Here is a 22,147-nt window from a genome sequence, read left to right on the forward strand (position 1 = left end):
TTTTAAGGAGCGTCGATCTTTTGGTTGAACATTCCGCCAATAACCACGTAGTTTGCAACTGTGGGTTGCTAGATACATGCTATGGTTGGGGCGTGATTTCAAGCCCAACTTTAAATTGACCTGAGGTAAGGGAGCGGGCATTTGGATGGGGCAGACAGCGCAGAGTTGACCATTATTGGTATCGGCTCATCGGCGGGGGGGCTGGAGGCGATCCGCGAATTGGTGGCGACGTTGCCGACCGATCTGCAGGTGGCCTATGTCGTGGTGCAGCACATGTCGCCACACCACAAGAGCCTGATGACCGAACTGGTTGCCCGGCAAACCCGGCTGGTGGTCCGCGATGTCGTGGACGGCTGCGTGCCGGAACCCAATGTGATCTACGTGACACCGCCAAAGACCGATGTTGTCTATGACAATGGCAAGCTGTGCCTGGTTGATCCCAGTCACGAAGTGGCCTCCCCCAAACCTTCGGTGGACCGGTTTTTGTTGAGCATCGCCGACAAGCATGGCGAAAAATCGATGGCGATCATCCTGTCGGGCACCGGGACCGATGGCGCCTACGGCGTGCAGGCGATCCGTGAAGCAGGCGGCATCACGATTGCACAAGACACGGAAAGCGCGAAATACGACGGGATGCCGATGTCGGCCATGCAGACCGGCTGCGTCGACCTGGTGTTGCGGCCCTTTGAGATCGGCACGCATCTGCAGAAGATCCTGACGTCGCCGCGGGATTTCGATGCCTTCCGGCAGGAGGCGGCGGAAAAGAGCCCTTCGTCGGATCTGTTGCAGATCCTTCTCGCCCGCACCCGCGTCGATTTCCGGGAATACAAACAAACCACGATCAACCGCCGGATCGAGCGCCGCATGATCGCTCTAGGGATCGACAGCCACGAAGAATACACGCAATTCTGTCGGGTCAATCCAAACGCGGTGGATGCGCTGTTCAAGGATTTGCTGATATCGGTCACCCGGTTTTTCCGCGACAAGAGCGAATTTGAAGCGCTGAAGGAATTGTTGCCGCCGCTGCTGCAGAAAAAGTCCAATACCCCGTTTCGGGTCTGGATTGCCGGCTGTGCCACGGGTGAGGAAGCCTATTCCATTGCCATTCTGCTCAGCGAAGCCCTTGGTGGATCGAAGGTCCAGCTCAAGGACCACGTGCAGATTTTCGCGACAGATATCGACAAGGATGCCCTCGAAGTGGCCCGCAAGGGTGTCTACGGCATGGCGGCCCTCAACGACATTCCCAGAGATTTGTCGGATCGGTACTTCATCCAGCAGAACGATGGCATCCGCGTCATTGATTCCCTGCGCTCGGCCATTCTGTTTTCTGATCACAACGTCTGTCAGGACCCGCCGTTCCAGAAGGTTGATCTGCTGTGCTGCCGTAACCTGTTGATTTATTTTGGAAATGCGCTGCAGCACAAGGTCATGTCGCGGTTCCATTACGCGCTGACTGAAAGCTCTTTGATGTTCTTGGGCACGGCTGAAACCGTTGCGGGATCCGACGAGCTGTTCATTCAGGACAGCCAGTCTGCGCATATCTATCGCCGCAGGTCCATTCGCCGCTCCGAACAGACGCCTTTTGCGAATACGCGGAATGTCCCGCAGTCGCGCCGCATTCCGCCACCGACGCAGGCGGCACAACCGGGCGATTCCACCGACCGCCAGATGTTCGAGGCCTTGGCGCTGGCGCTGGGCAAGAATTCGGTGCTGGTGACCGACGAGTATTCGATTGTGCGGATCTACGGGAATGTCAGCTCGTTTATTGAAATGAGCGAAGCCAGCAACCTGAAAATGCACATTGATTTGTTGCGACGACCCTTCCGTGAAGAGGCGCGCAGTCTGGTGACCCTCGCGCTGAAAAACGGCGAACATCGCTCGGGCGTCCGGCACCTGCTGGCGGATGACGATGATGCCGAAATCCGGCTCGATGTCTTCCCGATCATTGCCCGCGATCTGAACGAACGCGCCGCGCTGGTGGTTTTCAGCGAAGTGAAGGTGGATCGCGCCAAAGGGTTGGAGCCGACAAACAAGAGCGGCGACGAAACCTTTGAAAGCGACCGTATCCGGTTGCTGGAAGATGAGGTTGCAACGACGCGGGAAGCGCTGCAGCAGACCATCGAAGAACTGGAAACCTCCAACGAGGAGCTGCAATCGCTCAACGAGGAACTGCAATCCACCAACGAGGAATTGCAGGCCACGAACGAAGAGCTGGAAACCTCGAATGAAGAGCTGCAATCCACCAACGAAGAGCTGATCACCGTCAACGAGGAACTGCAGGTGACGGCTGCAGAGCTGAGCGGGCGCACCGGCGAGCTGATGTCGGTCTTGGAGACCGCGCCGCTGGCGATTATGGTTTTGGATACGGCGCTGCAAATCTCGCAGGCCACCAATGCCGCTGCTGAAATGTTCGGCCTGTCGCGTCCGGTGTCGAACCCGCATGTCAGCCAGTGCATCCTGCCTGAAAACTGCCCCTCACTTGCGCCGATCTGCAATGAAACCCTCAAACTCGGCGAGCCGATCTCGCGTGAATTCACCTCCAAGGGTGGGCGCTACAAGCTCACCTGTTCGCCTTTCTTTGACATGCGCGGCCAGATGAAGGGCTCGACGATGGTCGTCTCCGAATTCCCCGGTCTGGCGCAGGAACTCGACCTGATCCTCGATCACGCCGAGATCTTCATGCTGAACCGCTCCACCGACGGGACGGTCCTGCGGATCAGCCAGAAATCGGCCAATATTCTGGGCACGACCCGACAGGAAGCGGAAGGCAAGAACTTCTTCAAATTGGCAAATAAGGCAACGGCCGATGCCGTGAAAGCGCGCGACAATGAGCTGATGAACAGCACCACGGGGCGTGTGCACCACATCAATGCCGTTTCTGCACGCGATACCGGCGAAAAATACTGGATGAGTACCGAGAACTTCATTTTTGCGGACCCCTCGCAGAGCACGTCCTCGATCTACTCGGTCGGCACGGATATTACCGGCATCATCGATGCAAGGGACAAGGCCGAAGACGCGCTGGAACAGCTCACGCTTTTGCAGGACCTCGCGCAGGTCGGGTACTGGGCGGTAAATCTCAAAGACAATTCGGTGCATTGGTCCTCGGAGGTCTATCGCATTCACGGGTTGGACCCGAATGGACCGCCACCTGATCTGCAAGCAGGATTGGGCTACTACCATCCCGATGACCGCGCGAAGGTCGAAAAGCTGGTCAACAAGGTTGCGAAGAAGGGTGGGGATTTCCAGTTCCGGCACCGGATCGTCACCAAGGACGGCGAGACCGTGGAGGTCGAATCCTTCGGGATGGCGCGGGCGGATGAAACCGGCGAGATCAAGCGGATCATCGGCGTCTTTCGCCAGGCACCCGACTGAAAACCCATCCTCTCTCAGGCGGATCAAAGCCCGGACCAATCGAACGGTCCGGGCTTTCGCCTTGACCCTATGATGCAACCTGCGCATTTATGGGCAAAAATCAGATGGGAGATATTTCATGACACTCAAGACAACCGCAAGCACGCTTGCCTTTATCGCCGTTGCGGGCGTGGCCGGTGCCGAATGCACAGAAGTCACCTTCTCCGACGTGGGTTGGACGGACATCACCGCGACCACCGCCGCGACCACTGTGGTTCTGGATGCTTTGGGGTATGAGACAGATATCAAGGTGCTGTCGGTGCCGGTGACCTACACCTCGATGGCGCAGGGGGACGTTGACGTATTCCTGGGCAACTGGATGCCGACCATGGAAGCGGACATCGCACCCTACCGTGAAGCGGGCACTGTCGACACCGTGCGGGAAAACCTCGAAGGTGCGAAATATACCCTCGCCGTGAACCAGGCAGCGCTGGACCTTGGCATCAAGGATTTCGCTGACATCGCCAAACACGCGGACGCGCTGGACGAACAGATCTATGGCATCGAGCCCGGCAACGATGGCAACCGCCTGATCCAGTCTATGATCGACGCTGATGCCTTTGGTCTCAGCGGTTTTGAAGTCAAGGAAAGCTCCGAACAGGGCATGTTGGCGCAGGTGGAACGTCTGTCCAAGAAAGACGAACCCATCGTGTTCCTCGGCTGGGAACCACATCCGATGAATGCCAATTTCGAGATGGGCTATCTGACCGGGGGCGATGAATTCTTTGGCCCGGATTTCGGTGGCGCGACGGTCTATACAAACACCCGTTCTGGCTATAGCACCGAATGCCCGAACGTCGGCAAACTGCTGGGCAATCTGAAATTCACGCTGGCGATGGAAAATGAGATCATGGGGGCCATCCTGAACGACGGGACCGAGCCTTCGGACGCCGCCAAGGCGTGGCTGACGGCAAACCCTGATGCCTTCATGGCGTGGCTCGATGGCGTGACCACCGTTGACGGTGGCGACAGCGTCGCGGCTGTGAAATCCGCGCTGGGTCTGTAATTATCTGACCCCGCCTGCATCTGTGGGCGGGTTAACATTAAACTGAGGTAGGGGTAGGTTTTGCTGGACTGGCTGACTGAAACGAAGATACCTGTCGGCAAAACTGCAGCGGCGTTCTTTGACTGGCTTCAGACCAATGGCGAGTGGTTCTTTGACGGGCTCGCCGTGGCGATGGAAGCGATGATCGATGCGATCCTCTGGGTGCTGCAGACGCCGCATCCCTTTGTGATCATCCTCGCCTTTGTGGCGCTTACCTGGGCGCTGCAACGCAGCTGGAAAATCTGCCTTTTTGTCGCTTTGGGCTTTCTGTTCATCCTCAACCAGGACTATTGGGAGGAGATGACGGAGAGCATCACGCTGGTGCTGTCGGCCTGCGTGGTCTGTATGGCCATCGGGGTGCCCATCGGCATCGCCGCCGCACACCGTCCGCGATTGTTTCAGGCGATGCGCCCGGTGCTGGACCTGATGCAGACGCTGCCAACCTTCGTCTATCTCATTCCGGCCATTGTGTTTTTTGGCATTGGCATGGTGCCGGGCCTGATCGCCACGGTGATTTTTGTGGTGCCAGCGCCCATTCGTCTGACCCATCTGGGCATCAGCACAACGCCGAAACCCCTGCTCGAAGCCGCAGATGCCTTCGGCGCCACCCCGCTGCAGAAACTGTGGAAGGTCGAGTTGCCCTATGCCTTGCCGCAGATCATGGCAGGGCTCAACCAGACGATCATGCTGTCGCTCTCGATGGTGGTGATCGCCGCGCTGGTGGGCGCGGATGGATTGGGCGTGCCGGTGGTGCGCGCGCTCAATCAGGTGAACACCGCCCTTGGATTTGAGAGCGGCTTCATCATCGTCGTTGTCGCCATCATGCTGGACCGGATGCTGCGGGTGGATCGCAAATGACAAATGCCGTTGAGTTTGACAATGTCTCCATCGTTTTTGGTGACGCACCTGCATCGGCGCTGCCAGGCATGGATGCGCTGAAATCCCGGGCGGAGGTGCGGCAGGAAACCAGTCAGGTGCTTGGCGTACACAACTGCTCGCTGGACGTGCCAGCCGGTGAAATCCTGGTGCTCATGGGGCTTTCCGGCTCAGGGAAATCCACCTTGTTGCGGGCTGTGAACGGTCTCAATCCGGTGGTGCGCGGGGCCGTGCGCGTGTTCGATGCGGATTGGTCCTGCGACGTCACCCATAGCTCCGCCAATGACCTGCGCCGGGTACGGCGCGAATGCGTTTCCATGGTGTTTCAGCAATTTGGCCTGCTGCCCTGGCGCACGGTGCGCGAAAACGTGGCGCTGGGGCTGGAACTGGCGGATGTGCCCAAGAAAGACCGCTATGCGCGGGCAGACCGGCAGCTTGAACTGGTGGGATTGTCCGATTGGGCGGAGCGCAAGGTCGGCGAGCTTTCGGGCGGCATGCAGCAGCGGGTCGGTCTGGCGCGGGCCTTTGCCACGGATGCGCCGATCCTGCTGATGGATGAGCCCTTCTCGGCGCTGGATCCGTTGATCCGCACGCGGCTTCAGGACGAACTGCTCGATCTGCAGCGCGATCTCAAACGCACGATCATCTTTGTCAGCCACGATCTGGATGAAGCCTTCAAGCTCGGTGATCGCATTGCCATCATGGAAGGCGGGCGCATCGTGCAATGCGGCACCCCGCAGGAGATTTTCTCCAATCCGGTGAACGACTATGTGGCGGACTTCGTCGCACATATGAATCCGCTTGGGGTGCTGAACGCCAGCGATGTGATGGAACCGGCCCAAGCGCCGCCGGATCAAGCGGTGCCAGCGGATATGAACGTCGAAACCGTGATGCGCAAGCTACTGGAAACCGATGGCCCATTGGGGGTTGAAGAGAATGGCGACCTGGTGGGACAGGTCACCAAACGCGGTGTGATCGCGCGCATTCTCGACCCGCGCGAGACACCTTAACCGCCAAATCTATTCCTGAATGGTCTTGAGCCAGGCCACCAGGTCCGCCACCGGTTTGCTGGTCATGATCGGCTGACCATCGTTGGCGGCGATGGCGACGCCCTGACCTTCGAAAAACCAGCCATAGACGGGCATGTCGCTGCCGTGGCTGACCAGTGGGTCACGCCCATCGATCCGCTTGACGACCCGGAACACCGGAAACGCCCCATCGGCTTTCTGTGACAGCAGCGTCAGGTTGGCGGGCTGCACCAGCAGCACCGGTGACATCGGGCCGTTCCCCTTGGCCTCCACGCCGTGGCACGCGGCACAATGCAGGTTATAGAGCTTCTCGCCATCCTCCAGATTCTGGGCGCCCGCGGCACTGGCCAAGCAAAACAACAGGGCGGAAAGAAAACGCATGTCCATCTCCTAATGGTTTATGATCGCTAACTTATCCGACGGGCGGCGCGACACGCGTTGACCTGTATCAATTGCGGTGTCGAATTTCACAACGGGCCAGCGGCGGCTTTCGGGTTCGGGACCGGAATGCCCGGGCCCGCGTTGACAGGGATCAATGCCGCTGCCGCAAAACACGGTCAATCTGGGCCGGAAAGGCGGGACACATGGCGGCGGCAAACAAATCCGAATTGATCGACATATTGCAAAAGGAATACGCAAAGCTGGACGGGCTGATCACGCCCATCCCGGCGGAGCAGGCCATGCTGAAGGATGAGGCGGAAACCTCGATCAAGGATGTGGTTGCGCACCGCGCCCATTGGATCACGCTTTTTCTCGGCTGGTATGCGGACGGGCAGGCGGGCAAAACGGTCCATTTCCCCGCCGAAGGGTACAAGTGGAACGAGTTGAAGCGGTACAATGCAGATCTGCGCGCGGCGCAAAAGGACGTGGATTGGGCGGCGGCGCAAGCGCTTTTGAAACAGGAATACGCCGCACTCCTGGTCTTCGTGCAAACCTGTTGCAATGAAGATCTCTATGGCGGCCCGATGCAGGGTGCGAAGAATCACTGGACGCCCGGCCGTTGGGTCGAGGCGGCAGGGCCAAGCCATTTTAGATCCGCGGCCAAATACATTCGCGCGCGGTTACGATCACTCTAGGCGTGACACCTCACGTCAGAGCGGTCGGATTTTCAACTCGGTGATCCTGTTGCCATCTCGCGCGGTGACCTCGAACCGGAAGCCGTGGAAGGAAAACACCTGTCCCGATGTCGGGATCATCTGCGCCTCATGGATCACCAGCCCAGCGACGGTATTGGCCTCGTCATCCGGCAGGTTCCAATCGGTCGCGCGGTTTAAATCCCGGATCGTCATGGCACCGTCGACCACAAATTGACCGTCCTCGCCGCTGGTCACCGTCTGATCGTCACCTTCGTCAAACTCATCCGTGATTTCGCCGACGATCTCCTCCAGAATATCCTCCAGCGTGATCAGACCCTGCAGCGAGCCATATTCATCCACCACGAGGGCAAAATGGGTATGCCGGCGCAGGAACTGGCGCATCTGCTCCGCCAGCGTCGAGGTTTCCGGCACAAAATAGGGCTCCATGGCGACATCGAGGATTTTGAAGTCGCGCAATTGGGCTGCGTCGCCTTCGGGGCCGCCGATGGTCTTGTACATCGCCCGCAGCAGATCCTTGGCGTGGATCACGCCGATGATGTTCTCCGGATCGTCCTGATAGACCGGGAGGCGGGTGTGGTTCGAGGTCAGGCACTGTTCCAGAATTTCCTGCGGGCTGTCTTCGCCATTGATCATCTCGATGCCCGAGCGATGCAGCATGATCTCTTCCACCGTGCGGTCGTTGAGGTCCAGCGCACCCAGGATACGGTCGCGGTCTTCCTTCTCCACCACCCCTTCGGAGTGGCCCAGTTGCAGCGCCCCGGCGATCTCCTCGCGCACGGCCAGAATATTGCTGTCAGGGTCAATGGTCACGCCGAACACCCGCAGGACACCGCGCACAAAGAGGCGCACCGCCGCCACGATCGGTGAAAACACCGTTACCACCAGCGAAATTGGCCGAGAGACAAGGGCGGCTGCGGTCTCGGAATTGGTGATCGCGTAGGTCTTGGGCAGCACCTCCGCAAAGATCAGCACCAGCAGGGTCATCACCAACGTGGCCAGCGCCACACCGCTTTCCCCGAAGGCGCGGGTAAAGATGGCCGTGGCCAGCGAGGCGGCCAGAATGTTGACCAGATTGTTGCCCAGCAGCACCGACCCGATCAGCCGTTCATTGTCCTCGGTGATCTTCAATGCGCGTTCCGCCCCGCGCGAACCTTTATCGGCCTGTGCGCGCAGCTTGCCTCGGGACGCGGCGGTCAGGGCAGTCTCGGATCCGGAGAAAAACCCTGACAGCACAAGCAGAAAGAGGATCACACCTGATGTGAGCCAGAATGCGCTATCAAGCGTTGCCGTCGCCGTTTCCATTTGGAATTCACCCTTTGAATGTGGATGGTACGGTTATGGGCACGGCGCTTGCGTCAATCAAGAGAGCTGCGGCAAATGCACCGCGTTCCGAGTGCAATCAAAGCCGTAGTGTTGCTGTTTGGTGAATCATCCCCCGCACCAGGGGCTGGCAACGGTTTCCCCGGTAAAACTACCCGCTGCGCGCGCGTTAGTCCGAGGAGACCTTGTCACCGTTTTTACGCGGCGCGTCATTGGCCAGCGGGTGATGGGTGAGCACCAGTTCCGACAGGCGCGCCTCCAGCACATGGGTGTAGATCTCCGTCGTTGCGACATCCGCATGGCCCAGCAACGTCTGGATTGAGCGCAAATCGGCCCCATTGGCTAGCAGATGGGTGGCAAAGGCGTGGCGCAACGTATGCGGCGTCACTTTGTCCGGGGAGACACCCGCCGTTACGGCGAATTCCTTGATCAGCAGATAAAACCGGTGGCGCGTCAGGTGCCCGGCGGCGGAATGCGACACAAAGAGGTACTTTGACGCAGGCTTGCCAGCGACGCGACGATCATCCTCCATCCTGTCGCGCAACTCGATCCACTCTGCCAGTGCTTCGCGGGCGGGTGGAGAGAGCGGCACCATACGTTCCTTGCCGCCTTTGCCGCGGATCAGCAGCATGCGGGGGTCGCCCCGTGCCGCACTGACCGGCAGGCTCACCAGTTCCGACACCCGCATGCCCGTCGCATAGAGCAATTCCATCAGGCAGGTGTTGCGCTTCCGGTCCCGCTCCGACCGACCAGAGGCGCGCGCGGCTTCCAGCAAGCGGTCCACCTCCGCCTCGGAGAGGGTTTTGGGCAGGCGTTTGTCCCGCCCGGGGCCCGCAATCTGGATCGCGGGGTTGTCGCTGCGCCAGCCTTCCTCAAAGGCGAAGCGAAACAGCTGCTTGATTGCCGACAACCGGCGCGCCCGCGTGGCTTTTGACAAGCCCTGGGCGTCGCAGCTCACCAGGTAGTTCTCCACATCCGCTTTGACGACCTTGTCGAAGCCCATGTCGCTGTGCGCCAGCCAGCTTTCAAAATCCTGCAAGTCGCGGCCATAAGCCAGCAGGGTATTGCGGGCAGCCCCAAGTTCGGCTGCCTGCGCTTCGAGAAACGCGGAAATCCAGTGCCGTTGTGCCATTACCCGAACCTTTCCAACAGAAGGATCTGCAAACTTGCGCGCCGCATCGTATCTTCGAACCCCAGCGCGCGCAGGGTGCCGAGGGCTTCGGTGAGGGCGCCGGGATCTCCCGCCGCGCCGTCTTCCAGCAGAACCAACGCGCGCAGCACGACCTCGCCCAGCCTCCCGGTGCGCGCCATGGTCATCAGCTCGCGGCTCTCGGCACCGGGCTTGAAGCTGTCGATGACAGCGCTGGTGACAAGATCATTCGATGTCATGCCGGAGGGATCGCCTGCCGCCACCGCCCGCAGCAGGCTGTTATCGGATCGCTCAGCGGCTGCAGCGTAGTCTGGCGAGAGATAGGCCATGGTCTCGGCGATGTCCGCTGCGCGCCCGGATAGATCAAGATTTGACAGACGATCATTGAAGAGACCGGCAAAGGCCGTTTCTAGTTCGGCCTGCTGCATGGCCTGCCAGGCCCTGGGCAGCGTCTTCGACACCGCATCGGCAGATCGGGCACCAAGCCCGGTATCGAACTGCTGCACGGCCTCGACCCGGTCCCAGATGCTGCCGGAGGCCGCAGGCGCACGTTCGGTATAGAGCCCGAGCAGGCGATTGTCGGGCAGGGCACCGGTTTGCGCCAATCGTTCTGCGGCTTCCAACTGCGCTTTCCAGCCCGCCAGATCCCGCAGATCGGCAACCGCGTAGGCGCGCGGCAGCAGCCGGGTGGGCAGCGGTTCACCAATCGCTTCATGCAGTCGAAAGAGCAGGGGGGTGATGTCGCGCGGCGGGCGCAGCGGCGGTGCGCCGTCAAAGAGTTCCGGATGTAGAAACCGGTCAAGCAATTCCTGATCTGCGCGCGACATCATCGACAGCGCCCGCGCGGTATCAAAGAGCAACGCCGCGGTGGCCCAGTCCCCCTTGCGGGCGGCGCAATAGATGCGGTGGCCGATGCTGGGCGACAGATGCAACTGCGCGGCCAGAATATTGCAGGCAGGCCACTCCTGCGCGGTGAGCAACGCCAGATCCATGTAGGCGGCAAAATGTTCCTTGTCGCGTGTCACGTCTGCTTGCTCGATCAGCGCGAGCGCCGGGTCGAGCGCGCCGAACCGTTGCAAGGCTTCGACCCGCGCAAGGGTGAATATATCCTCTTCCCGCGCGTCCCGTCCCGGGCCTTGCGCCTCAGTCAGCAGGGCGGTGAACAAAAGGGCCTGCGCGGCAGGAAGGCGAAAGTCCGGAAGCCCGGTGAGCGTGGCGCTGAGCTCCTTGGGATCGCTTTTGCGCCACAGATCCTGCGGCAGGCCGGTGACGCTGGCCGGGACCAGTCCGATGATGCGGACCGCCTCGTCTTCAAGCGGCTGCACAGCAACCGTCGGGACGGTCCCCGAATGGGCAACCGGCGGTTCGGCGTTGGGCATGGCAACAGAGGTCATTGCGGGCTGATCGGGGTTTTGTTGCACCCAATCGATCACCGACAATGGCTGATCTTGCGCTGCGAGCTTTGCCCCCAAGCCACCGCACAGCACCAGAACCGTCAGAGATATGTGCGGGTTAATTGGCATCCAGCGTCACAGGTACGCGGACTTCTTCCTGGGGCGCCGAGAAATCAGCGCCGAAATAGGGGCCGACATAGGCGTAGCCTACGAGCCCGATCAGACCGAGTACGATGAGGTAGACCAGAAGTTTAAAGACGCGCGACATTGTTGATACTGCCTTGATTGCCTGCCGATTTTTCCAAACTTATATATGGCCTTTTGCACAATATCACGTCATTCACATAATTATGAGCGAATTTCAGCAATCCGTGGCCAACGGGGCCCAGGCAAACCCCTATGTGCTGAAAAAAACTGTTGTCATGGTCGGGATGATGGGGGCCGGTAAGACAGCGGTGGGACGGGTGCTGGCGCAACTGCTGAACGTGCGTTTTCTCGATTCGGATCAGGAAATCGAGGCCGCGGCGAATATGACCGTGCCGGAGATTTTTGCGCGCGACGGCGAGCCGTTTTTCCGCGCCCGCGAGACGGAAGTGATCTCGCGCCTGTTGCAGGATGAGCGCTGCGTCTTGTCCACGGGGGGCGGCGCTTTTCTATCCGCAGAAAATCGGGAAAACATTTCCCGCAACGGTGTGGCCGTCTGGTTGGACGCGGATTTGGAGCTGTTGTGGAGCCGTGTGCGCCACCGCGATACACGCCCCTTGCTGCGCACCGCTGACCCCAAGGCGACCCTGACGGATCTCTATACCAAGCGGGTGCCCGAATATAGCAAGGCCGATCTGCGCGTCCCTTGCGCGCCGCCTGTGACGCTGGACCAGATGGCCCAGCGGGTGACCTCGGTGCTCTTGACGCGCCCTGATGTGCTGGAGCGCCGCGATGCTTGAGACTGTACATGTCGATCTGCCGGGGCGCGCCTATGACGTGCGCATTGGGCCGGGGCTGCTGGCCCAGGCAGGCGCTGAGATTGCGCCGTTTTTATCACGCCCAAGGGTGTCGATTTTGACCGACGCGACCGTGGCGGGGTTGCATCTCGACACGCTCAAGGCTGGGCTAGCGCAGGAAGGGATAACGAGTGAGGCGCTGGCGTTGCCGCCGGGCGAGGCCACGAAATCCTGGGGGCCGCTGGAGCAGAGCGTCAGCTGGTTATTGGACCAGCGGGTTGAACGCGGCGACGTCGTTGTGGCCTTTGGTGGTGGCGTCATTGGCGATCTGGCGGGGTTTGCCGCGGCCATCCTGCGTCGCGGCGTGCGATTTGTGCAGATCCCGACCTCCCTGCTGGCGCAGGTCGACAGCTCGGTAGGCGGTAAAACCGGCATCAATGCCGCGCAGGGCAAGAACCTGATCGGCGCTTTTCATCAACCCGCGCTGGTTCTGGCAGATACGGATGTGCTGGGCTCCCTGGAGCCGCGCGATTTTCTGGCCGGGTACGGCGAGGTCGTGAAATACGGGCTGCTGGGGGATGCGGCATTCTTTGAATGGCTGGAGAAGCAGGGGCCTGCGCTGGCGGCGGGCGATATGGCCGCACGGGTCGAGGCGGTGCGGCGCTCGGTTCAGATGAAAGCCGATATCGTGACACGGGACGAGACCGAGCAGGGGGACCGTGCCCTGCTGAACCTCGGACATACCTTTGGTCACGCGCTGGAAGCGGCGACGGGCTATTCCGACCGGCTGCTGCACGGCGAGGGGGTGGCGGTGGGCTGCGCGCTGGCCTTTGAGCTGTCGTCGCGCATGGGACTCTGTGCGCAGGAAGACCCCAGCCGGGTGCGCGCGCATCTCAAGGCGATGGGTATGAAGACAGACATGGCCGACATTCCCGGCGCATTGCCGGATGCGGACGGCTTGCTGGACCTGATGGGGCAGGACAAGAAGGTGGTGCAGGGGACATTGCGGTTCATCCTGGCCCGTGGGATTGGCGAGGCCTTCATCACCTCCGACGTGCCGAAGGACGCGGTACGCGCCGTTCTGCAGGACGCTCTGGCTGCGCGGCGTTAAGCCCGGCGCAGCACCATGCCGAACTTGTCCTCGCAATCAAAGCCGAGCGCTTCGTAAAACTCGCGTGCGCCGCGCCGCTGCCCGGTCATCAGCATGATCTTATAGGCATCTTCCGCCCAGGCGGCGTCAATCGCGGCCTGCATCACGCTGCGGCCGATCCCGCGTTTGCGAAACTCTGCTGCGGTCGCCACATTTTCGATCAGCGCGTAGGGTCGACCATCATATGTCACATTCGGCAGGATATGCAGCGTGACCATGGCGATGATCCGGCCCTGAGTTTCCGCGCCGTAAATGCGGGTGCCGGGATGCGCCATCACCGCAGCAACACGGCGCATCCGGGCCGTCTTGGGCCCGAAGGTCAGTTCATTATAGAGAGTGATGAGGTTTTCAGAATCCGCCTGCTCAAGCCTGCGAACCAGAACGTCTTCAGAATGGGATTTCATCATCCAGATCGCGTGAAGGGGCCGGGCTGCCGCCTCCTGAGCCGCCGCCATAGCTGTCGCCGCCCCGGTCGTCATAGCCAGCGGAGCCGCCACCGCCACCGCCAAAGTTACCACCACCGCCGCCACCTTCGCGACCGTCCAGCATGGTCAGCGTGCCGCCGTAGCCCTGCAGCACCACTTCGGTGGAATATCGATCCTGTCCGGACTGGTCCTGCCATTTGCGGGTCTGCAACTGCCCTTCGATATAGACCTTGGACCCTTTGCGCAGATACTGCTCCGCGATGCGCACCAGACCTTCCTGAAAGATCGCGACGGAATGCCATTCGGTGCGTTCCTTGCGCTCGCCCGTATTGCGGTCTTTCCATGTCTCAGAGGTGGCGATGCGCAGGTTGCACACCTTCCCGCCGTTCTGAAAACTGCGCACTTCCGGGTCGCGCCCCAGATTGCCAATGAGAATAACCTTGTTCACTGAGCCGGCCATGGTGCCCCCTTTTGGTATTTTTCCGCCTGCATCGGGCCTTTGCGAATCCCGACCTGTGCAATTTGACTAAACCTATACCGACAGCGCGGCGCTTTCCACTCACTAAAACCGTGGGTTGAACAAACCCGTGCCTTGCGCAAAACACTGGATCAAAAGTTAATTTCGGTATATTGGCCAATCTGATGAGTGGGATGCCCAAGACCCTGGCCCGGCTGGTATGCTGTGGTGCCGTGATCGTTGCATTTGGTGCGGTGAGCCTGCCCGTGGACGCGCAGACGCTCTCCAGCAAGAACCGCGCCAAGCTCTTTTCCTCGCAGACGCGCATTTTGGATACGCGGGCGGCGAGCCAGTACAACAATTCAGTGCGCCTGCAGCCGCCGACGGTTCATACCCCCAGCAAATGGGCCACACCGCAATATGATGGTCGGTATCGCGGGCAATTTCTGGAAATGGCGCGGTCCGCGGCCCGCAAACATGGGGTGCCGGAGGATCTGTTCCTGCGGCTGGTGCAACAGGAATCTAACTGGAACCCCAAGGCCAAGTCGCATAAGGGCGCCCTGGGTCTTGCACAGCTGATGCCGGCAACTGCGCGCAAGCTGCGCGTGGACCCGCTCGACCCCGAACAGAACCTCGAAGGGGGGGCCCGCTATCTGATGGCCCAATACCGCGAATTCGGGACGTGGCGGTTGGCGCTGGCCGCCTATAATGCGGGCCCGGGGGCTGTGAAGAAATACGGTGGCGTGCCGCCCTTCAAGGAAACCCGCAACTATGTGAAAGTCATCGGCGGTCAATAACGATTTCAGGATCGCCCGTCTGACGTCAATCCGGGCTGCACAAGTATCCGTCTGACGGATGTCGTGGATTTCACAAACGCTCCTCATCCCGGTCATAGTGCCGCCCGATTTCCCCAACAGGTTATGAGCAACAAAGTTGACGGGGATAGACACATGGCGACGACGAATTTCCAGGCCCGGATTGACCGGATCAACCGCGCGCATCAGGGCATGGCGCCCGCACGGGCCAAGGCCCCCATCCGCGCGTTGAAATCGCAACCTGTGCCGATGACGATGCAACGGCAGCCGCGCAAGCGCTTTGCGATCTTTGACCATTTCCAACCCATCGCGATCGGATCGGTGCTGGGATGCATTGCCGCCGTGCTGCTGACCGGCCTGACATCGGAGAATTCGCCCTGGGGTCCGGGAACCGAACTGAACCAGATGATGTTCCTGCCAGCCTTGGGGGGGTTGGCGCTGGCGCCGGTTCTGATGCTAGCCTCTTTATTTCTGGCGAGCAAAAAGCCAGGCTTTGCGCTCTTTTCCCTAAGTTACCTGACGGGTCTGGTCATTACGATGATGTTTTAACTCACCATCTGTAACGCTTTGTAATGCGGAGTTGTAAAGGCAGGCGAGAAATTGCTTGCCTTTCGTCATGTTTAAGGCGCTGTAAATGTTGAATAAAACACCTTTCATCCATTCAGGGTCCCCGATGTCGTCCATCGTCTGAGGCCCCGGCGAGGTTTTTGACGGAACCATTCCTGCGAGCCTGCTGTTGTTGCCATGCCGCCGCCAAGAAAATCTCTGCGGCGGGTGTGAAACAGGTTTGAAGGAGCATTCTCATGTACGATTTTCTCAAAACCACAGCCCTTGTTGTAAGCGTCGGGACGGCCGCATTCATGGCATCGGGTGCCACGGCAGGACAGGGCATCAGCTCCATTGATGTAAAGGCGCAGGTTGGCGCACCGCAGGGCAGTAACGCGCTGGACCTCTATCCGACAATCGCGGATGATCTGACCCGTGAAATCCTCTCACGCGTCGATACCACCAATGACCCTGAGGGGGGTGTCATTTCCGTAAAAATCAAACGTTTGAGCCTGGATGGCGACACCATTCTGCCGGATTCGGCGGAGTTCAACGAGCTGGAAGGCTTCCTGTCCTATGAGGGCGGCAGCCGGGATTTCGTCGAGATGATCCGGCTCTCAGCCCGCACCGATGAGCAGGCCGTTCCGGAAGGCTTCGTGTCGGTCGCCCCAAGCAACGCAGATTTCTATGACGCAATGTTGGCGGCATTTGCCGACCGTATCGTTGAATTGGTGCCGGAAGAAGACATCACCTCTGGCAGCTGAAGCGTGTTGTAACGAGTGACCGTCGCCCGGGCATCGTTACGCTTGGTCGGCTCGTAAGGGTTTCCACCGAGGGGCACAGCCCCGTGGCCCTCGGTGGTTTGCGGCGCAGATCTTTTGCCGGTCTGCGCCGCACCCTCTCTCCCGGAAGCGGATTATTCGGCGGCGACGCCCACTTCGATCACCGGTTCCATCTCCGCGAGCTTCTCATCGCTCAGGTGGCACTTGATCTGGTGATTGCCGTCCAAATTGCGCACCGGAGGCACTTCTTTCTCGCACAATCCCCCAGGCACTTCGGACTTCCAGCGGCACCGGGTCTGGAACGGGCAGCCCGAGGGCGGGTTCATCGCCGACGGAATGTCACCCTCAAGCACGATGTGCTTTTTCTTCACGGAGGTGTCGGCGATGGGCACAGCAGAGAGCAGCGCTTCGGTATAGGGGTGATAGGGCGGCGAGAACACCTGATCGGTGGTGCCCAGCTCCACCACATGCCCCAGATACATCACCATCACCCGGTCGCTGAGGTAGCGGACGATACTGAGGTCGTGGCTGATGAAGAGCAGGGTGGTCTTGTGCTCGCGCTGAATTTCCATCAGCAGGTCGGTGACCGCCGCCTGCACAGAGACGTCCAGCGCCGAGACCGGTTCATCGGCAACGACGATCCGCGCATCCCCCGCAAAGGCGCGCGCAATGCCCACCCGTTGTTTCTGCCCGCCAGACAGCTGGCGCGGCATCCGGTCGGCAAATTCGCGAGGCAGCTTGACCAGATCGAGCAGTTTCAACATGCGCTGTGTGCGGTCACGGTCATTATCGCCGATGCCAAAGATTTCCAGGGCACGCACGATCTGGCGTCCGACGGTCATCGAGGGGTTGAGCGTGTCAAAGGGGTTCTGGAAGACCATCTGCACTTCGGAGACCGTTTTGGTGTCGCGCTCCTCGATGGGGACGTCCTGGATCTCCTTGTTGCCAAGCAGAATTTGCCCCTCCGTTGCGGTCTCCAGCCCCATCAGCACTTTGGCGAAGGTGGATTTGCCGCAGCCGGATTCGCCCACAATGGCGAGGGTCTCGCTCTCCCGGGCCTCGAAACTGAGGGTCTCATTGGCCTTCACGACTTTTTTGTTGCCACCGCCAAAGATCGCATTGGCCGCCACCTCATAGTACTTCTTGAGGTTGTCCATCTTCAGGACCACATCGCCCACGTCGCCCTTGGTCTTGACGTCAGCCAGCTCCAGCGGCGCCGCCCAATCGATCTCCTGGAATTTCAAACAGCGGGTTTCGTGCCGGGCATCGCCATCGACCTGCTGCATCGGGATGAACCCCTGATCGCAGCGCCCCGCTTCGAAATAATCGCAACGCGGTCCAAAATTGCAGCCATTGGGCCGTTCATGCGGCAGGGGGAAGTTCCCTGGGATGGCCACCAGCGGGCGGGCATTCTTATCCGCGCCGGGCAGGGGGATCGACCGGAAAAGCGCTTGCGTATAAGGGTGCTGCATCTTGTCGAATACATCCTCGATGGAGCCACGCTCCACCGCCTCCCCGGAATACATCACGCAAATGCGGTCGCAGGTCTCCAGCACCAGCCCGAGATTGTGCGAGATGAAGAGCATCGAGGTGCCGTACTTCTTGCCCAGATCCTTGACCAGTTCCACGACCGCTGCCTCAACCGTCACGTCCAATGCGGTGGTCGGCTCATCGAGGATCAGCAGCGAAGGTTCGGACATCAGCGCCATCGCGATCACGATGCGCTGTTGCTGCCCACCGGACAACTGGTGCGGGTAAGATCCCAGGATACGTTTCGGATCGGGCAACTTCACATCCGTGACCACCTGCAGGGCCCGCGCGTAAGCGTCTTTTTCGCTCATGCCCTGATGGATCATCGGCACTTCCATCAACTGCTTGCCGATCTTCATCGCCGGGTTCAGCGAGGCCATGGGTTCCTGATAGATCATCGCAATCTCGGAGCCCCGAATATCGCGCAGCTCCTCATCGCTCATCTCACCCAGATCGCGGCCCTTGAACTTGATCGAGCCGCCAACCACGCGGCCATTCTTGCCCAGATCCTGCATGACCCCCAGCGCCACCGTCGACTTGCCACACCCGGATTCGCCCACCAGGCCAACGGCTTCGCCAGGTTTGACATGGACAGAAAAATCCATGACGGCCGGGATCTCGCGCAGCCGGGTGAAAAACGAAATCGACAGCTTATCGATTTCAAGGATGGGGCCATCGTAGTCGGTCTTTGGCATCTGTATGCTCCTTTCAGGAGGGCCGATCAGTCGCGTCTCGCTTCTTTTGGCCAGAAATATCCTCGGGGGTCCGGGGGCAGACAGCCCCCGGTCCGGTTCATCAATCGCGCAGACTTTCCTCGCGCAGACCGTCGGCCAACAGGTTCAGCCCCAAAACCAGCGTCAGCAGTGCCAGCGCAGGTGCAATGGCCGCGTGCGGGTACAGGGCCAGCAGGCGACGCCCGGCGTTGATCGTACTGCCCCAATCCGGGCTTTCCGATTCCAGCCCGAGGCCAAAGAAGCCCAGGGTCCCCAGCAGGATGGTCGTATACCCGATCCGCAGGCAGAAATCGACGATCAGCGGCCCGCGCGCATTTGGCAGGATTTCCCACAGCATGATGTACCAGGGGCCTTCGCCGCGCGTTTGCGCCGCCGCCACATAGTCGCGGGTCTTGATGTCCAGCGCCAGGCCCCGCACGATCCGGAAGACAGTCGGCGAGTTCACAAAAACCACTGAGACGAAGACCACCAGAATGCCGGGATCGATGTCGAAGAGATCAAGGAACGCCGGGATGCCCGGGATCGAATAGGTGGGCGTTGCCACCACAGCGCCATTGGTGGAGACCAGAGACAGGTAGAGCCAGCCCAACCCGCCCAGCACACCGATGAGCAGGGGCGTGCGCACCGCAGGCTGCGTGTAGTATCGCGAATTCAGCAGGATACAGACAAAGATCAGCGGGAAAACAAAGAGGAACAGCGCCATGTAGTTGGGAATGCCGGTCAGCACGATTTCCGGTGTAACCAGCAGATAAAAGAGCAGGATCACCGGGAAGGCGAGGATCAGGTTGGCAAGGAACGACAGGATCGTGTCCAGACGGCCGCCGTAATACCCTGCGGGCAGCCCCAGCGTAATGCCCACCATGAAGGCGAAAAGCGTGGCAATCGGAGCGATCTGCACCACAACCCAGGCGCCTTTGATCAGACGGCTGAAGACGTCCCGCGCCAGGTTGTCACCCCCCAGCAGGAACCAGGCGTATTGCCCGTCCTCGGCGCCGCGCATCGGCGTGCCGGGCAGCTTGTTCTTCATGCCCGAAACCTGGCTCAGCGGGTCGTGGGTGACCAGCATATCCAGCGGGCCGCCAAAGACGCCGACAAAGACCCAGAACATGACCAGGCCAAAGCCGATCATCCCGATCGTGCTGTCAAAGAGTTTGCCATAAAGCCCCAGACGACGCTTATACGTCATCGAGACGGTGAAAAGGACAATCAGCGCAATCCAGACCGGACCGAGTTGAATGAACATGCGGGCCAGAATGCCGCCCCAGGAAAGTTCTTCCATGACCAGCCCTCCCTTACGCGATCCGGATACGTGGATTGAGGTAGACATAGCCGATATCCGATATCAGCTGGGTCACCAGCACCACGATCACTGAGACAACCGAAACCGCCAGCAGCAGCTCGATGTCGTTGTTGGAGGCGGCCTGCACCAGCAGCCAGCCAAAGCCCTTGTAGTTGAAGAGCGTCTCGACGATCACCACGCCGTTTAGCAGCCATGGGAACTGCAGCATGATCACCGTGAAGGGCGCGATCAGCGCGTTGCGCAGCGCGTGTTTCAGAACGATGTCGGAGAATTTCACGCCCTTGAGGCGCGCCGTGCGGATGTATTGCGCAGTCATCACCTCGGTCATCGAGGCCCGCGTCATCCGCGCGATATAGCCCATGCCGTAAAGGGCAATGGTGATCACCGGCAGGGTGAAATTCTCAAAGGTCACGTTTTCCATGGCGCTGGTCGCCGACCCCTTGAACCACTTCAATCCAAAGGCGGAGGAGGCAAAGACCGCGATGAAAATGACGCCCGATACATATTCCGGGGTCGCGGTCGAGGCGATGGAGAAGGTAGAGAGCGACCGGTCCAGTTTCGAGCCTTCGCGCATGCCCGCCAGCACCCCGATGATCAGCGCCATGGGCACCATCACCAACATCACGCAGAGCATCAGCTTTCCGGTCAGGCCCAATCGCGTGGCGACGATTGATCCAACATCATCCTTGAAAACGGTTGAGAACCCCCAATCCCCTTGCAGCACCCCGCAAAAGCCGTGCCGCTCATCCTCGGGCGTGCCTGCGGCAAAGCATTTTCCGGTGATTTCGCCATCGGTATCGACGGTCCAGCCCGGCAGAACGCCCAGCCACTGGCCGAATTTGACCGGCATCGGCTGCAGATAGCCATTTTTGCCCAGATAGCTTTCCACCGCCTCATCGGACATGCGGAAGTTCCCTTGCGTTTTGGCAAGCTTCTCAAGGTTCGGATAAAGGTTCGTCAGCCAAAAGACGACGAACGTCAGGCAGAGCGCCGTCAATATCATGACGCCCAGCCGTCTGAGTATAAATAGTCCCATTTTCGCCCCTGTTGTCAGGCCATGGCGCGTTGGTCGCGCTGGTTTTCAAAAGCTCTTTTGAGCTTCCGGATTATATTGTTTGGCCATCAGGCATGACTTTTGGGGCGGCGTCAATGTGGGCTTGCGCCGTAAAAATGTATTTTTGCGACATCATATGCGTCGCAAATCGATGATTTTCCGGTGTGTCGGGGGAGGGTCTCTGCCGCTTCAGGCCGCCTCGACCAGTCGCGCGGAAGCTTTGCGCAGGGCCGTCGGCGTGGCATTCGTGTGGTGCTGCATGAAGCGGGTGAAATAAGCCGCACTGCCAAATCCAAGATGCCGGGCGATGTCCTGTGCGGGCACTTTGGTGGAGGCCAACAGACATCTTGCCTCATAAAGCACGCGTTCGGTCAGCAAATCAGCGGCGGTTTTGCCGGTCGCGGCCTTGCACGCGCGCGTCAGATGCGTGGGGGTTACGCCAAGCTCTTCGGCGTGATCGGCCATGGTCATCGGGTGGGAGAAATAGGCGCTGATGCGATCGCAATAAGCCGCGCTCAGCCGCGCCGCCGCGTTGCGGCGCTCAGGCGCGTGCTCTTCCAGCCCCAACTGTCGTTGCACCCAAATGGAGATCAGCGCTCCATAGGCATCCATGGAGAGTTTGCACAAGGGCTTGCCCGCGATCTGTTCCCGCGTCGCTGCGTCAATCAATGTGGTCAACTCGTTCATCGCGCCCGCATCCCGGATCCGCAGCAGCCGTGACATTTGCGGCAATGACAGCTCGGTCGCTTCCGGGAATACGACCACCTGGCCAACGCCCTGCCGCCCCAGATCGAGCGCGAAAAGCTGGCGCGAGGGGACGATGATCGCGTTATGCGTGCCGACGCCGCGCCGTTGACCGCCGAGCAGGACGCGCCCCTGTCCCCGGGTGGTCCAGATCAGCAGATGTTCCGCCCGGTCATGCGCCAGCGACAACCGCCAGTCCTGGCCGTTGCTCAACTGCGATAACGATAGAATTCTCAGCGCGTTGTGCTCCATACACCCTCTCCGCAAGGCATCACCTTCGACTCAGGATATACCGATCTTAGGGCTGAAAACAGTTACCGGCAGTTTAATGTCGGCAAGTCTCAG

At 60.1% G+C, this 22,147-nt stretch carries 21 protein-coding genes; 10 read left to right on the plus strand and 11 right to left on the minus strand.

Going from position 1 to position 22,147, the window contains the following annotated elements:
* Nucleotides 1–141 precede the first annotated feature (141 nt).
* From Q1A63_RS07325 to choV, 4 genes are all read left to right on the plus strand, one after another.
* On the plus strand, nt 142–3,375 hold the full coding sequence (locus Q1A63_RS07325) for a chemotaxis protein CheB (protein ID WP_298969727.1): 3,234 nt from the start codon (nt 142–144) through the stop codon (nt 3,373–3,375).
* Nucleotides 3,376–3,493: 118 nt separating this feature from the next.
* Entirely contained in the window at nt 3,494–4,420 is a 927-nt protein-coding gene (locus Q1A63_RS07330) for a choline ABC transporter substrate-binding protein (RefSeq protein ID WP_298969726.1), read from the plus strand.
* Between the two features lie 63 nt (nt 4,421–4,483).
* Nucleotides 4,484–5,317 (plus strand): choline ABC transporter permease subunit, encoded by an 834-nt coding sequence (gene choW / locus Q1A63_RS07335; RefSeq protein ID WP_298970471.1) that lies wholly within the window; start codon nt 4,484–4,486, stop codon nt 5,315–5,317.
* Nucleotides 5,314–6,345 carry a choline ABC transporter ATP-binding protein gene (gene choV, locus Q1A63_RS07340; protein WP_298969725.1) on the plus strand — a complete coding sequence of 344 codons (1,032 nt, stop codon included), beginning with the start codon at nt 5,314–5,316 and terminating at the stop codon, nt 6,343–6,345. The genes choW and choV overlap by 4 nt, the downstream gene beginning before the upstream one ends.
* Before the next feature lie 9 nt (nt 6,346–6,354).
* Here the strand turns inward: choV and Q1A63_RS07345 are convergent, their stop codons facing one another.
* Nucleotides 6,355–6,744: a cytochrome c gene (locus Q1A63_RS07345; protein WP_298969724.1), complete on the minus strand. Its 390-nt coding sequence runs from the start codon at nt 6,742–6,744 to the stop codon at nt 6,355–6,357.
* Between the two features lie 203 nt (nt 6,745–6,947).
* On the opposite strand from Q1A63_RS07345, the gene Q1A63_RS07350 reads away from it, so the two are divergent.
* Complete coding sequence (locus tag Q1A63_RS07350) at nt 6,948–7,439, plus strand: ClbS/DfsB family four-helix bundle protein (protein WP_298969723.1); 492 nt, start codon at nt 6,948–6,950, stop codon at nt 7,437–7,439.
* 15 nt (nt 7,440–7,454) lie between these two features.
* On the opposite strand, the gene Q1A63_RS07355 is transcribed toward Q1A63_RS07350, so the two are convergent.
* The 4 genes from Q1A63_RS07355 to Q1A63_RS07370 all read right to left on the minus strand — a co-directional run bounded on the left by Q1A63_RS07355 (nt 7,455) and on the right by Q1A63_RS07370 (nt 11,592).
* Nucleotides 7,455–8,762, minus strand: a complete 1,308-nt coding sequence (locus tag Q1A63_RS07355) for an HlyC/CorC family transporter (protein WP_298969722.1) — start codon at nt 8,760–8,762, stop codon at nt 7,455–7,457.
* Nucleotides 8,763–8,949: 187 nt separating this feature from the next.
* Nucleotides 8,950–9,912, minus strand: a complete 963-nt coding sequence (locus Q1A63_RS07360) for a site-specific tyrosine recombinase XerD (protein ID WP_298969721.1) — start codon at nt 9,910–9,912, stop codon at nt 8,950–8,952.
* The gene (locus tag Q1A63_RS07365; RefSeq protein ID WP_298969720.1) at nt 9,912–11,453 is read right to left on the minus strand and encodes a hypothetical protein; all 1,542 of its coding nucleotides are present in this window, start codon (nt 11,451–11,453) and stop codon (nt 9,912–9,914) included. Before Q1A63_RS07365 ends, Q1A63_RS07360 begins: the two co-directional genes overlap by 1 nt.
* A complete protein-coding gene (locus tag Q1A63_RS07370; protein ID WP_298969719.1) occupies nt 11,443–11,592 on the minus strand; it encodes a hypothetical protein in 150 nt (49 codons plus the stop codon). Before Q1A63_RS07370 ends, Q1A63_RS07365 begins: the two co-directional genes overlap by 11 nt.
* 82 nt (nt 11,593–11,674) lie before the next feature.
* Between Q1A63_RS07370 and Q1A63_RS07375 the strand changes: the two genes are divergently transcribed.
* Both Q1A63_RS07375 and aroB read left to right on the plus strand, forming a co-directional pair.
* Nucleotides 11,675–12,268, plus strand: coding sequence for a shikimate kinase (locus Q1A63_RS07375; RefSeq protein ID WP_299631149.1), 594 nt, complete (start codon nt 11,675–11,677; stop codon nt 12,266–12,268).
* Nucleotides 12,261–13,376 carry a 3-dehydroquinate synthase gene (aroB, locus tag Q1A63_RS07380; RefSeq protein WP_299631150.1) on the plus strand — a complete coding sequence of 372 codons (1,116 nt, stop codon included), beginning with the start codon at nt 12,261–12,263 and terminating at the stop codon, nt 13,374–13,376. The genes Q1A63_RS07375 and aroB overlap by 8 nt, the downstream gene beginning before the upstream one ends.
* On the opposite strand, the gene Q1A63_RS07385 is transcribed toward aroB, so the two are convergent.
* Both Q1A63_RS07385 and ssb read right to left on the minus strand, forming a co-directional pair.
* A complete protein-coding gene (locus tag Q1A63_RS07385) occupies nt 13,373–13,819 on the minus strand; it encodes a GNAT family N-acetyltransferase (RefSeq protein ID WP_299631151.1) in 447 nt (148 codons plus the stop codon). The two genes, aroB and Q1A63_RS07385, sit on opposite strands and share 4 nt — an antisense overlap.
* A complete protein-coding gene (ssb, locus tag Q1A63_RS07390) occupies nt 13,803–14,300 on the minus strand; it encodes a single-stranded DNA-binding protein (RefSeq protein ID WP_299631152.1) in 498 nt (165 codons plus the stop codon). The genes Q1A63_RS07385 and ssb overlap by 17 nt, the downstream gene beginning before the upstream one ends.
* 182 nt (nt 14,301–14,482) lie before the next feature.
* Here ssb and Q1A63_RS07395 point away from each other — a divergent pair, with 182 nt between their 5' ends.
* The 3 genes from Q1A63_RS07395 to Q1A63_RS07405 all read left to right on the plus strand — a co-directional run bounded on the left by Q1A63_RS07395 (nt 14,483) and on the right by Q1A63_RS07405 (nt 16,422).
* A complete protein-coding gene (locus Q1A63_RS07395; protein ID WP_298969714.1) occupies nt 14,483–15,094 on the plus strand; it encodes a lytic transglycosylase domain-containing protein in 612 nt (203 codons plus the stop codon).
* 153 nt (nt 15,095–15,247) lie between these two features.
* Nucleotides 15,248–15,661, plus strand: coding sequence for a hypothetical protein (locus Q1A63_RS07400; protein WP_298969713.1), 414 nt, complete (start codon nt 15,248–15,250; stop codon nt 15,659–15,661).
* Between the two features lie 254 nt (nt 15,662–15,915).
* Nucleotides 15,916–16,422, plus strand: coding sequence for a hypothetical protein (locus tag Q1A63_RS07405; RefSeq protein WP_298969712.1), 507 nt, complete (start codon nt 15,916–15,918; stop codon nt 16,420–16,422).
* A gap of 152 nt (nt 16,423–16,574) precedes the next feature.
* Here Q1A63_RS07405 and Q1A63_RS07410 read toward each other — a convergent pair whose 3' ends face one another.
* The 4 genes from Q1A63_RS07410 to Q1A63_RS07425 all read right to left on the minus strand — a co-directional run bounded on the left by Q1A63_RS07410 (nt 16,575) and on the right by Q1A63_RS07425 (nt 22,054).
* Nucleotides 16,575–18,665: an ABC transporter ATP-binding protein gene (locus Q1A63_RS07410; RefSeq protein ID WP_299498843.1), complete on the minus strand. Its 2,091-nt coding sequence runs from the start codon at nt 18,663–18,665 to the stop codon at nt 16,575–16,577.
* A 100-nt stretch (nt 18,666–18,765) separates the two neighbouring features.
* Nucleotides 18,766–19,983 (minus strand): ABC transporter permease, encoded by a 1,218-nt coding sequence (locus tag Q1A63_RS07415; protein ID WP_298969710.1) that lies wholly within the window; start codon nt 19,981–19,983, stop codon nt 18,766–18,768.
* 13 nt (nt 19,984–19,996) lie between these two features.
* Nucleotides 19,997–21,040 carry an ABC transporter permease gene (locus tag Q1A63_RS07420; RefSeq protein ID WP_298969709.1) on the minus strand — a complete coding sequence of 348 codons (1,044 nt, stop codon included), beginning with the start codon at nt 21,038–21,040 and terminating at the stop codon, nt 19,997–19,999.
* Nucleotides 21,041–21,247: 207 nt separating this feature from the next.
* Nucleotides 21,248–22,054: an AraC family transcriptional regulator gene (locus Q1A63_RS07425; RefSeq protein ID WP_298969708.1), complete on the minus strand. Its 807-nt coding sequence runs from the start codon at nt 22,052–22,054 to the stop codon at nt 21,248–21,250.
* Nucleotides 22,055–22,147 lie beyond the last annotated feature (93 nt).

Source organism: uncultured Roseobacter sp., from assembly GCF_947499265.1.
Taxonomy (GTDB): Bacteria; Pseudomonadota; Alphaproteobacteria; order Rhodobacterales; family Rhodobacteraceae; genus Roseobacter.